Annotated in this window: 7 protein-coding genes and 4 tRNA genes; 9 read left to right on the top strand and 2 right to left on the bottom strand. The window is 65.0% G+C overall.

Annotation, left to right across the window (positions count from 1 at the left end):
* Positions 1 to 6: 6 nt before the first annotated feature.
* The 9 genes from VPH43_RS08305 (at position 7) to VPH43_RS08265 (ending at position 9,901) form a co-directional block, all read left to right on the top strand.
* Complete coding sequence (locus tag VPH43_RS08305; RefSeq protein WP_328577207.1) at positions 7 to 3,204, top strand: efflux RND transporter permease subunit; 3,198 nt, start codon at positions 7 to 9, stop codon at positions 3,202 to 3,204.
* A gap of 88 nt (positions 3,205 to 3,292) precedes the next feature.
* Positions 3,293 to 3,379 (top strand) — tRNA-Leu (locus VPH43_RS08300).
* Positions 3,380 to 3,403: 24 nt separating this feature from the next.
* On the top strand, positions 3,404 to 4,711 hold the full coding sequence (gene tig / locus VPH43_RS08295) for a trigger factor (protein WP_328577206.1): 1,308 nt from the start codon (positions 3,404 to 3,406) through the stop codon (positions 4,709 to 4,711).
* Between the two features lie 124 nt (positions 4,712 to 4,835).
* Positions 4,836 to 5,444 (top strand): ATP-dependent Clp endopeptidase proteolytic subunit ClpP, encoded by a 609-nt coding sequence (gene clpP, locus VPH43_RS08290; RefSeq protein ID WP_328577205.1) that lies wholly within the window; start codon positions 4,836 to 4,838, stop codon positions 5,442 to 5,444.
* A 133-nt stretch (positions 5,445 to 5,577) separates the two neighbouring features.
* Positions 5,578 to 6,846, top strand: a complete 1,269-nt coding sequence (gene clpX, locus VPH43_RS08285; protein WP_328577204.1) for an ATP-dependent Clp protease ATP-binding subunit ClpX — start codon at positions 5,578 to 5,580, stop codon at positions 6,844 to 6,846.
* A 115-nt stretch (positions 6,847 to 6,961) separates the two neighbouring features.
* On the top strand, positions 6,962 to 9,397 hold the full coding sequence (gene lon / locus VPH43_RS08280; protein ID WP_328577203.1) for an endopeptidase La: 2,436 nt from the start codon (positions 6,962 to 6,964) through the stop codon (positions 9,395 to 9,397).
* A gap of 86 nt (positions 9,398 to 9,483) precedes the next feature.
* Positions 9,484 to 9,559 (top strand) — tRNA-Gly (locus tag VPH43_RS08275).
* Between the two features lie 117 nt (positions 9,560 to 9,676).
* Positions 9,677 to 9,750, top strand: a tRNA-Cys gene (locus VPH43_RS08270).
* Positions 9,751 to 9,810: 60 nt separating this feature from the next.
* Positions 9,811 to 9,901 (top strand) — tRNA-Leu (locus VPH43_RS08265).
* Between the two features lie 19 nt (positions 9,902 to 9,920).
* Here the strand turns inward: VPH43_RS08265 and VPH43_RS08260 are convergent.
* Positions 9,921 to 11,342, bottom strand: a complete 1,422-nt coding sequence (locus VPH43_RS08260) for a glycosyl hydrolase family 8 (RefSeq protein ID WP_328577202.1) — start codon at positions 11,340 to 11,342, stop codon at positions 9,921 to 9,923.
* A gap of 123 nt (positions 11,343 to 11,465) precedes the next feature.
* Entirely contained in the window at positions 11,466 to 12,269 is an 804-nt protein-coding gene (murI, locus tag VPH43_RS08255; protein ID WP_328577201.1) for a glutamate racemase, read from the bottom strand.
* Between the last annotated feature and the right edge of the window lie 5 nt (positions 12,270 to 12,274).

Here is a 12,274-nt window from a genome sequence, read left to right as displayed (position 1 = left end):
CGTCCCATGAACCCCTCTCCGTTGGCCGGCGACCCGCCCAGCTCGCGCTTCAACATCTCGCGCTGGGCGCTGGAGCACCAGCCGCTCACCCGCTACCTGATGATCGTGCTGATGGTGCTCGGCGTGGCCGCGTACTTCCAGCTCGGCCAGGACGAAGACCCGCCGTTCACCTTCCGCGCCATGGTCGTGCAGGCCTTCTGGCCCGGCGCCACCGCGCAGCAGGTGGCCGAGCAGGTGACCGACAAGATCGAGAAGACGCTGCAGGAGGTGCCGTATGCGGACAAGATCCGCAGCTACACCAAGCCGGGTGAATCGCTCACCATCTTCCAGATCCGCGACAGCTCGCCACCGGGCGCGGTGCACGACGTCTGGTACCAGGTGCGCAAGAAGATCGGCGATGCGCGCTCCACCCTGCCGCAGGGCGTGATCGGCCCGTTCTACAACGACGAGTTCGGCGACGTCTACGGCTCGATCTATGCGCTTTCCGCCGACGGGTTCACCGACGAGGAACTGCGCGAGCACGCCGACCGGGTGCGCCAGACGCTGCTGAAGGTGCCCGATGTGGCGAAGGTGGAGATCTTCGGCGCGCAACCGGAAAAGATCTTCATCGAGATCTCGCAGAAGCGGCTGGCCCAGCTCGGGCTCGACTTCAACCAGGTGCTGGGGCAACTGGGCGCGCAGAACGCGGTGGAAAGTGCGGGCGTGCTGAACACCGGCACCGACAGCCTGCAGGTGCGCATCGGCGGCCAGTTCAACTCGGTGGAAGAGCTGCGGCGCTTCCCGATCCGGGCCACCAACACCGGCACGGGTGCATCGAGTTCGCTGCGCCTGGGCGACATCGCGGAGATCAAGCGGGCCTACGTGGACCCGCCGGCCGTGAAAGTGCGCCACCAGGGCAAGCCGGTGCTGGCGCTGGGCATCTCCATGGCCAAGGGCGGCGACATCATCCGCCTGGGCGATGCACTGAAGGAGACCACCGGCAAGATCGAGAAGGAGCTGCCGCTGGGCATCAAGCTCGAGCAGGTGCAGGACCAGCCCAAGTCGGTGTCTCGCTCGGTGGGCGAGTTCGTGCACGTGCTCATCGAGGCGGTGGTGATCGTGCTGGCGGTGAGCTTCATCAGCCTGGGCCTGCACACCAAGCCGCTGCGCATCGACATCTGGCCCGGCCTGGTGGTGGGCATCACCATTCCGCTGGTGCTGGCGATCACCTTCGTCACCATGTTCTACTGGGGCGTGGGGCTGCACAAGATCTCGCTCGGCAGCCTGATCATCGCGCTGGGCCTGCTGGTGGACGACGCCATCATTGCGGTGGAGATGATGGTGCGCAAGCTCGAAGAGGGCTACGACAAGATGCGCGCCGCCACCTTCGCCTACGACGTGACGGCCATGCCCATGCTGACCGGCACGCTGATCACCGCCACCGGCTTTCTGCCGATCGGCATGGCCAAGTCCACGGTGGGCGAATACACCTTCGCCATCTTCGCGGTGACCACCGCCGCGCTGCTGATCTCCTGGCTGGTGTCGGTGTACTTCGTGCCTTACCTGGGCGCCAGGCTGCTGCGGGTGCACAGCAAGGTCCAGAGCGACAGCGAGGGCCCGCACGAGCTGTTCGACACGCCGTTCTACACCCGCTTCCGCGGCCTGGTGAACTGGTGCGTCGAGCACCGCTGGATCACGATCGGGCTGACCGTGTTCACCTTCGTGCTGGGCCTGGCTGGCATGGGCAAGGTGCAGCAGCAGTTCTTCCCCGATTCCAGCCGCCCCGAACTCATGGTGGACCTGTGGCTGCCGGAAGGCTCCACCATCACGCAGAGCGAAGAGGTGGCCAAGCACTTCGAGGCCCGCATGAAGAAGGAAGCGGGCGTGGAGGCGGTCACCATGTGGGTGGGCAGCGGCGTGCCGCGCTTCTACCTGCCGCTGGACCAGATCTTCCCGCAGAGCAATGTCACCCAGGCCATCGTGCTGCCCAAGGACCTGAAGGAGCGCGAGGCGCTGCGCCTGCGGCTGCCCACCATCCTGGCCGACGAGTTCCCCGAAGTGCGCGGCCGCGTCAAGCTGCTGCCCAACGGGCCACCGGTGCCCTACCCGGTGCAGTTCCGGGTGGTGGGCGACGACGCCAGGCAGGTACGCCAGTGGGCCGATCAGGCCAAGGAGATCCTGCGCGCCAACCCGAACATGCGCGGCGTGAACGACAACTGGAACGAATCGGTCAAGGTGCTGCGCCTGGACATCGACCAGGACAAGGCGCGGGCGCTGGGGGTGACCAGCCAGTCCATCGCACAGGCCTCCCGCACCATCCTGTCCGGCACCACCGTGGGCCAGTACCGCGAAGGCGACAAGCTGGTGGACATCGTGCTGCGCCAGCCGGCTGACGAACGCAATGCGATCACCGACATCGGCAACGCCTACCTGCCCACCGCCAGCGGCCGCTCCATTCCGCTGACCCAGATCGCCAAGGTCGGCTTCACCTGGGAGCCGGGTGTGATGTGGCGCGAAGGGCGGCACTTCGCCGTCACCGTGCAAGGCGACGTGGTCGAAGGCCTGCAAGGCGCCACCGTCACCAACCAGGTGTGGCCGAAGCTGGCCGAGCTGCAGGCCAAGATGCCGCCGGGCTACCGCATCGAGATCGCGGGCTCGGTGGAGGAGAGCAGCAAGGGCCAGGGCTCGATCGCGGCCGGCGTGCCGGTGATGCTGTTCATCATCTTCACCCTGCTGATGCTGCAGCTGCACAGCTTCTCGCGCGCCATGCTGGTGTTCCTGACCGGGCCGCTGGGCATTGCCGGGGTGGCGGGGGCGCTGCTGCTGCTGAACCGGCCCTTCGGTTTCGTCGCGCTGCTGGGGGTGATCGCGCTCATGGGCATGATCATGCGCAACTCGGTGATCCTGATCGACCAGATCGAGCAGGACCGCTCCCGCGGCGTGCCCACCTGGACGGCGATCGTGGAATCCGCGGTGCGGCGGTTCCGGCCGATCGTGCTCACCGCCGCGGCGGCCGTGCTGGCGATGATCCCGCTGTCGCGCAGTGTGTTCTGGGGCCCGATGGCGGTGGCCATCATGGGTGGCCTGGTGGTGGCCACGGTGCTCACGCTGCTGGCGTTGCCGGCAATGTATGCGGCCTGGTTCCGGGTGCCCCGGCCGACCGAGGAAAAGGCCCGGCCGGCGAATCCGGTGGGAAATCTCGAAATAGGCACCGCAACCAGCTAAAATTCGAGGTTTGCCGGATCGCCAGGATTCCGTAGCAAGGGGCAGGAGCGAAAGCTCCCGCCCCTTGTTTCACTTTTCTTTCCCGTGTGCGCGGGTGGCGAAATTGGTAGACGCACCAGGTTTAGGTCCTGACGCCAGCGATGGTGTGGGGGTTCGAGTCCCCCCCCGCGCACCATGTATCAACCAGAGAGACACGCATATGACGGTCACCGTGGAAACCCTTGAGAAGCTGGAGCGTCGCATCACGCTGACCCTGGCTGCCACCGACATCAGCAACGAAGTCGAATCCCGCCTGAAGCGCCTGTCGCGCACGGTCAAGGCCGATGGTTTCCGCCCGGGCAAGGTGCCCATGAGCGTGGTCGCCCAGCGCTACGGCTATTCGGTGCAATACGAGGTCATGAACGACAAGGTCGGCCAGGCCTTCAACAACGCCGCCACCGAAGCCAAGCTGCGTGTGGCCGGCCAGCCGCGTATCACCCAGAAGGACGAGGCTCCCGAGGGCACCATTGCCTTCGACGCCACCTTCGAGGTTTACCCGGAAGTGAAGATCGGTGACCTGTCCGCCGTGGAGGTGGAGCGTGTGACCGCCGACGTGAGCGACGAGGCGATCGACCGCACGCTGGACATCCTGCGCAAGCAGCGCCGCACCTTCGCCCAGCGTCCGGCCGCGGAAGGCGCCGCGGAAGGCGACCGCGTGACCATCGACTTCGAAGGCAAGATCGACGGCGAGCCTTTCTCCGGCGGCAAGGCTGAGGCCTTCCAGTTTCTGATCGGCGAAGGCCAGATGCTGGAGCAGTTCGACAAAGCCGTGCGCGGCATGAAGACCGGCGAGTCGAAGACCTTTCCGCTGCAGTTCCCGGAGGACTACCACGGCAAGGACGTGGCCGGGAAAGAAGCCGACTTCCTGGTCACCATGAAGAAGATCGAGGCCGCCCACCTGCCCGAGGTGGACGAGGCCTTTGCCAAGTCCCTCGGCATCGCAGAAGGCACGGTGGAAGCCCTGCGCGCGGACATCAAGCGCAACCTCGAGCGCGAAGTGAAATTCCGTGTCCAGGCCCGTAACAAGGCCAATGTGATGGACGCGCTGCTGAAGGCGGCCGAGCTGGAAGTGCCCAACGCGCTGGTGGCCAACGAAGTGGAGCGCATGACCGAGCAGGCACGCGCCGACCTGAAGCAGCGCGGCGTGAAGGATGCCGACAAGGCGCCCATCCCCGCGGAGATCTTCCGGCCCCAGGCCGAGCGCCGCGTGCGCCTGGGCCTGGCCGTGGCGGAGCTGGTGCGCCAGAACAACCTGCAGGCCAAGCCGGACCAGCTGCAGGCCCACATCGAGGAAATGGCGCAGAGCTACGAGAAGCCGGCCGAGGTTGTGCGCTGGTACCTCAGCGACCGCCAGCGCATGTCCGAGGTGGAAGCGGTGGTGATCGAGAACAACGTCACCGAGTACGTGCTCGGCAAGGCCAAGGTGGTGGACAAGTCGCTGCCCTTCGACGAGCTGATGAAGGCCTGACGGTTCCCGTTCCGTGCAGCAGGGCACTCGGCCACCAGGCCGGTGCCCTTTTTGCATCTGGGGTCGGCTCTTGTCACCTCATAATGAAGCCCAATATCGGATGAATCATTCCTCAAGGAACAGCATGAGCGCATTGGAGACGCAGAACCTGGGCATGGTGCCCATCGTCATCGAGCAGTCCGGCCGGGGCGAGCGCGCCTACGACATCTACAGCCGCCTGTTGCGCGAGCGGGTGGTGTTCCTGGTCGGCCCGGTGAATGACCAGACCGCCAACCTGGTGGTGGCGCAATTGCTGTTCCTGGAAAGCGAAAACCCCGACAAGGACATTTCGCTGTACATCAATTCGCCAGGCGGCTCGGTGAGCGCCGGCATGTCGATCTTTGACACCATGCAGTTCATCAAGCCCGACGTGTCCACCCTGTGCATGGGCCTGGCAGCGAGCATGGGCGCCTTCCTGCTGGCAGCGGGCGCCAAGGGCAAGCGGTTTGCCCTGCCGAACTCGCGCATCATGATCCACCAGCCGCTGGGCGGCGCCCAGGGCCAGGCCACGGACATCGAGATCCATGCCAGGGAGATCCTGCGCACCCGCGAGCAGCTGAACCGCATCCTGGCCGAGCGCACCGGCCAGCCGCTAGAAAAGATCCAAAACGATACGGAACGGGACTTTTTCATGTCCGCTCACGAGTCGAAGACCTATGGCCTGATCGACCAGGTGCTGGACAAGCGGGCCTGAGCGCCGCTTGCCGGCCGCAAGCGGCCGGCGGAGCATGGAAAACGGGGCCTTTTCCTGCGAAAGGCCCCGTCTTCACTTGAACTATCATTGATCCGAACACTCTCACGTACCGCGATTCCCTTCGCACGCACCCATGGCCGACAAAAAAGGCGCTTCGAGCGAAAAAGTCCTGTACTGCTCCTTCTGCGGCAAGAGCCAGCACGAGGTGAAGAAGCTCATCGCCGGCCCTTCGGTCTTCATCTGCGACGAGTGCATCGAGCTGTGCAACGACATCATCCGCGACGAGGTGCCCGCTGAAAACGGAGCCTCGCGCGCCGCCAAGTCCGACCTGCCCACGCCGGGCGAGATCAAGGGCATCCTGGACTCGTACGTCATTGGCCAGGATCAGGCCAAGCGCACGCTCTCTGTGGCCGTCTACAACCACTACAAGCGCCTGAAGCACATGGGCAGCTCGAAGGATGAAGTCGAGCTGTCCAAGAGCAACATCCTGCTGATCGGCCCCACCGGCTCCGGCAAGACGCTGCTGGCCCAGACGCTGGCACGCCTGCTCAACGTGCCCTTCGTCATCGCGGACGCCACCACGCTCACCGAAGCGGGCTACGTGGGCGAGGACGTCGAGAACATCATCCAGAAGCTGCTGCAGAACTGCAACTACGACGTCGAGCGGGCGCAGCGCGGCATCGTCTACATCGACGAGATCGACAAGATCTCGCGCAAGGCTGACAACCCGAGCATCACCCGGGACGTGTCCGGCGAAGGCGTGCAGCAGGCGCTGCTCAAGCTCATCGAGGGCACGATGGCGAGCGTGCCGCCGCAGGGCGGGCGCAAGCACCCGAACCAGGACTTCCTGCAGATCGACACGACCAACATCCTGTTCATCTGCGGTGGCGCCTTCGACGGGCTGGAAAAGGTGATCCAGAACCGCACCGAGCGCTCAGGCATCGGCTTCGGCGCCACGGTGCACACCAAGAACGAGCGCAAGGTCTCGGAAGTGTTCCGCGAGGCCGAGCCCGAGGATCTGATCAAGTTCGGTCTCATCCCCGAACTGGTGGGCCGCCTGCCGGTGGTCGCCACCCTGGGCGAGCTGACCGAAGACGCGCTGGTGCAGATCCTCACCGAGCCGAAGAACGCACTGCTCAAGCAGTATCAGAAGCTCTTCGGCATGGACGGAGTCGATCTGGAGATCCGCCCGTCGGCCTTGCAGGCGATTGCCCGCAAGGCGCTGGCCCGCAAGACCGGTGCACGCGGCCTGCGCTCCATCATGGAAGCCGCCCTGATCGACACCATGTTCGATCTGCCCAACCTCGATGGCGTTGCCAAGGTGGTGCTCGATGAGCACAACATCGAAGAGAACGCCAAGCCCCTGCTGGTGTACCGCGAGCAGGCCAAGGCCAGCGCCTGAACGCGCCGATCCGGCATTGCGTTTGCGGTCGCCCACACCAGCAAGCGGTCCGCATGATGCGGCTGCTTGCAAATTCAGCCCCGGCCCCTAAGTAGGCCGGGAAAGAGAGGTTCCCATGTCCGGACATCCCGTATTGCCTGCTGAACCCATCACCTTGCCGCTGCTGCCGCTGCGCGATGTGGTGGTGTTCCCCCACATGGTGATCCCGCTGTTCGTCGGCCGCCCCAAGTCCATCAAGGCACTGGAAGCGGCGATGGAAGCAGGGCGCCAGATCATGCTGGTGGCCCAGAAGGCCGCCGGCAAGGACGAGCCGAAAGCCGACGACATGTTCGATGTCGGCTGCGTGTCCACCATCCTGCAGATGCTGAAGCTGCCCGACGGTACCGTGAAGGTGCTGGTCGAAGGCATCCAGCGCGCCAACACCAATGCGATCTCGGACAACGGCGAGCACTTCGTCGCCGATGTCACCCCAGTGCCGCCGCTGGCCGATACCAAGCCCGAGATCGAGGCGCTGCGCCGCGCGGTCACGCAGCAGTTCGACCAGTACGTCAAGCTCAACAAGAAGATCCCGCCGGAGATCCTGACCTCCATCGCAGGCATCGACGATGCCGGCCGACTGGCCGACACCATCGCCGCACACCTGCCGCTGAAGCTGGAAGCCAAGCAGTCGGTACTCGACCTGTTCGAGGTCGACAAGCGCCTGGAAAAGCTGCTGGAGCTGCTGGAGCACGAGGTCGACATCCTCCAGGTGGAAAAGCGCATCCGTGGCCGCGTCAAGCGCCAGATGGAAAAGAGCCAGCGCGAGTACTACCTGAACGAGCAGGTCAAGGCGATCCAGAAGGAACTGGGCGACGGCGAAGAGGGCGCTGACCTCGAGGACCTCGAGAAGAAGATTGCCGCCGCCCGCATGCCCAAGGAGGCGCGCAAGAAGGCCGATGCCGAGCTGAAGAAGCTCAAGCTGATGTCGCCGATGTCCGCCGAAGCCACGGTGGTGCGCAACTACATCGACACCCTGGTCAACCTGCCCTGGAGCAAGAAGACCAAGATCAAGCACGACCTCAAGAATGCCGAGGACGTGCTGAACGAGGACCACTACGGCCTGGAGAAGGTCAAGGACCGCATCCTCGAGTACCTCGCGGTGCAGCAGCGCGTCGACAAGGTGAAGGCGCCCATCCTGTGCCTGGTGGGCCCCCCGGGCGTGGGCAAGACCTCGCTGGGCCAGAGCGTGGCGCGCGCCACCGGCCGCAAGTTCGTTCGCATGGCGCTGGGCGGCGTGCGCGATGAGGCCGAGATCCGTGGCCACCGCCGCACCTACATCGGCTCCATGCCGGGCAAGGTGCTGCAAAGCCTGTCCAAGGTGGGCACCCGCAATCCGCTGTTCCTGCTGGACGAAATCGACAAGCTGGGAATGGACTTCCGTGGCGACCCGTCGTCGGCCCTGCTCGAAGTGCTGGACCCGGAGCAGAACCACACCTTCAGCGACCACTACGTCGAGGTCGACTTCGACCTGTCGGACGTGATGTTCGTGGCCACGTCGAACTCGATGAACATCCCGCCGGCGCTGCTGGACCGGATGGAAGTGATCCGCCTGTCGGGTTACACCGAGGACGAAAAGCTCAACATCGCCCAGCGTTACCTCCTGCCCAAACAGCAGAAGAACAATGGCGTGAAAGATGAGGAGATGGAAGTCACCGAGGGCGCCATCCGCGGCATCATCCGCTACTACACCCGCGAAGCCGGCGTTCGTTCGCTGGAGCGCGAGATCTCAAAGATCTGCCGCAAGGTGGTCAAGGGCATCCAGCTCAAGACCTACGACGGCAAGGTGGTGGTCACTGAAGACAACCTGCACGACTTCCTGGGCGTGCGGCGCTTCAGCTACGGCCAGGCCGAGAAGCAGAACCAGGTCGGCCAGGTGGTCGGCCTGGCCTGGACCGAAGTGGGCGGCGACCTGCTCACCATCGAGTCGGCCATCATGCCCGGCAAGGGCAACATCATTCGCACCGGCCAGCTGGGCGACGTGATGAAGGAGTCGGTCGAGGCTGCACGCTCGGTGGTGCGTTCACGCTCGCGACGCCTCGGCATCAAGGATGAAGCTTTCGAAAAGCGCGACATCCACATCCACGTGCCGGACGGTGCGACGCCCAAGGACGGCCCCAGCGCGGGCATCGCGATGACCACGGCCTTCGTGTCGGCGCTCACCGGCATCCCGGTGCGGGCGGATGTGGCGATGACCGGCGAGATCACCTTGCGCGGCGAGGTCACGGCGATCGGCGGCCTGAAGGAGAAGCTCCTGGCAGCTCACCGCGGCGGCATCAAGACGGTGCTGATCCCGGAAGAGAACGTCAAGGATCTGCAGGACATTCCCGAGAATGTGAAGAACAAGCTCGAGATCGTGCCGGTGAAGTGGATCGACCACGTGCTGGAAGTGGCGCTGGAAGCCAAGCCGCAACCCCTGCCCGACGACGAAGTGGTGCCCAAGCCGGAAACGCCGGCTGCAGCTGCCACCACACCGGAAGGCGGGCAGGCGACCACTGAAGCGATCAAGCACTGAAAGGGGCTTGCGAAGCTTCTAAAAAGCGGTATATACTGCGAGCTTCGCTGAACAGCAAAAGTTTTGTTGGTCAGCGGAGTGCCCAAGCGGGAATAGCTCAGTTGGTAGAGCGCAACCTTGCCAAGGTTGAGGTCGCGAGTTCGAGTCTCGTTTCCCGCTCCAGAACAGACGAAAAAGGGAAGCTCATGCTTCCCTTTTTTATGCACCCAACGGGTCTTTGATCCTTGTGTGAGAATGCCGCCCAATATCGGTGGCAGCACCGGACAACAAGAACAACAAGGCGCGGTAGCAAAGCGGTTATGCACCGGATTGCAAATCCGTGTAGGTCGGTTCGACTCCGGCCCGCGCCTCCAGACAAAAGGGCCTCGCGTTGCGAGGCCCTTTTCATTGGTGCGCGCCCATAATCGCGCGCGGCCCGGGTGGCGAAACAGGCAGACGCAGCGGACTTAAAATCCGCCGCCCTTGAGAGAGGGCATACGGGTTCGATCCCCGTCCCGGGCACCACGAGCCGCTTATCCCTCCCTCAGGGCGTCCACCAGTTGCCCGAGACCGTGAGCATCACCTGCAGCCGGATGGTGTCGCCGTAGTAGTCGACGGTGCTGCCGTAGTCGCCGCCGTTGATCGACGTCCACAGGTTGTTGAGCCAGGTCTGCCCGGAGCCGCCGCCCAGCATGGCATTCACCGCCATCGGGGCTGTGAAGGCAAGGTCGTCGTAGCTCACATAGGCCCTGCCATTGGTACCGTTCTTCACGTAGTAGCCGGCGCGCACCTTCGTGGGCACGCTGCCGGTGGCCGAGCGAATCCAGGCGGCCTGCTTCTGGAGCGGTGCCAGCATGTCGGTGCGGCCGTTGACGATGTAGGACATGCTCAGGCGCCACGGCGTGCGGCAGGCGTTGTAGTCAAAGTCGCCGTCGTGCGAGCTTTCCAGGTACGTGCCTGACACCGGCAGGAAGTTCGAACTGGAACTGGACTTCACCATGAAGTCCGGCATCAGGCCGGTGTTGCCGCTGCCATGCGTGAACTGGTAGTTCACGATGGACGAGACCTTGTCGTAGATGTTGTTCCACTTGGTCGCGTTCGCGCTGTCGGCCTTGGCGAAAGCGAGGAAGTGGCTGGTCATGAAGTCAGACGGGCGCGTGTGGTTGGCGTCCGAGCCGCTCGCCCAATCGCCGGGCTTGAGCGTCCAGGTCGTCTGGTTCACGTCGTGGGCCAGCACATCGTGCAGCACGGCGAGTGCTTCGCTCTTGTAGTTGATGGTGCCGGTGGAGCCCCATTGCACGTCCGCAAGCAGCAGGCCGTAGGCGATGTCGAGGTCACCATCCGTGGCCGAGTCGGCGCCTTCCACGTTCTTCATCGTACCGCCTGACAGCGTCTGCTTCCAGGCCATCAGGTGTGCGGCGTTGACGCTCGGGTGTGCCTTGAAGTACTTGACCATCGCATCGAAGGTGGTCTTGTCGCCCATGTAGGCGGAAATCACCATGCCGTAGCCGTGCGCCTCGGACACCGTGGAGCTGGTGTCGTCGTACTTCACCCAGGTTCCCTGGCCGCCGGAGGTGCGCAGGTAGGTGCTCTTCCAACTCGCGTAGCGGCTTTGCACGGCGGAGTCCATCGCCGACTGGGAGACGTTGCTCGGCTTGATGACGCCGCTGGTGTAGGTGACGTGGTGCGGGAATGGACGCGCGGCCGCGGTGGCGAGCGCTTGTGCGTCCCACTGGCCGGTCGCGTGCAAGGCGGTCGCCTGGCCACCGTCGGCTTCGGCGATGGCCGCGGCATTGCCCGGCTCGGTTCTGCGGTGCATCGAACGTGTGCCGACTGCGGCGCCCTGCGCTTGCGCACTGCCGGTGTCGCTCTCGTCGTCGGGGCTGGAGCCACCACAGCCGCCCAGCATCAGCAGCGGCAGGGTTGCGGTGAGCAGCCATCGTGCAGGGATGGATCGAATCGTCACGCCGGTTCTCCCGAGGGTTGAAGGAGTCGACCTTATAAACAGCGCCTGGCAAACGGTGCGCACGCGGCCCCCGGAGGATCTACCCGCCCTCTTGGTAGATCTACCGGGTTTGGCAAACGCCCGTTACAGACAGACCCGTTCGGCGGGCTGTTCGATGCCCAGCCAGCGTGCCGCCAGGCGGCTCAGCAGCACCGGCTCACCGGTGGTCTGCAAGCGGGTGGAGACCGGGCCGCTGGGTGCCGTCGCGAGGCCCTGCCACACGGCGGCGGTGCGTTCGGCGACGGCGTCGGCCGTGTCCACCAGCTGCACATCGGGGCCCATCCAGCGACGGATGAGGTCGGCGACAAACGGGTAGTGCGTGCAGCCGAGCACCACGGTGTCCACTTGCGCCGCCTGGAGCGGGGCGCAGAACTCGCCCAGCAGGCCAAACATGCCCTCGTCATCGAGCATGCCGGACTCGATGGCGTCCACCAGGCCGGGGCAGGCCTGCAAGGTCACTTCGCAGGCCGCCGCATGGTCTTGCAGCAGGCGCTGCAACCGTTCGCTGGCGATCGTGCGGCGGGTGGCGAGCACGCCGATGCGGCGGTTGCGCGTGCGCAGCACGGCCGGCTTGACGCCCGGCTCGACGCCCACGATCGGCACCTGCGGCCAACGCGCCCGCAGATCCCCGATCGCCAGCGTGGTCGCCGTGTTGCAGGCGATCACCACCATGCACGCACCCTGCTGCAGCAAGTGCTCGATCACACGGGCCGAGCGCTGGGTCACGTCCTCGACGGTCCGGTCGCCATAAGGCGCGTAGCCGGAGTCGGCCAGGTACAGCAGCGGTGTACCCGGCAGCCGCGCACGCAAGGCGCGCAACACGGACAGGCCGCCCACGCCGGAGTCGAAAACACCGATCAGGCCGGAAGGAGTGGCGGGGCTGTGCATGGCGC

Source organism: Ideonella sp. BN130291, from assembly GCF_036231905.1.
Classification (GTDB): domain Bacteria; phylum Pseudomonadota; class Gammaproteobacteria; order Burkholderiales; family Burkholderiaceae_C; genus CAMLIZ01.
This window is presented reverse-complemented; position numbering and strand designations above follow the sequence as displayed.

Coding starts and splice junctions, on each gene's coding strand:
- tig (WP_328577206.1), top strand. CDS start 3,404: ATGACGGTCACCGTGGAAACCCTTGAGAAGCTGGAGCGTCGCATCACG.
- clpX (WP_328577204.1), top strand. CDS start 5,578: ATGGCCGACAAAAAAGGCGCTTCGAGCGAAAAAGTCCTGTACTGCTCC.
- lon (WP_328577203.1), top strand. CDS start 6,962: ATGTCCGGACATCCCGTATTGCCTGCTGAACCCATCACCTTGCCGCTG.
- clpP (WP_328577205.1), top strand. CDS start 4,836: ATGAGCGCATTGGAGACGCAGAACCTGGGCATGGTGCCCATCGTCATC.
- murI (WP_328577201.1), bottom strand. CDS start 12,269: ATGCACAGCCCCGCCACTCCTTCCGGCCTGATCGGTGTTTTCGACTCC.
- VPH43_RS08305 (WP_328577207.1), top strand. CDS start 7: ATGAACCCCTCTCCGTTGGCCGGCGACCCGCCCAGCTCGCGCTTCAAC.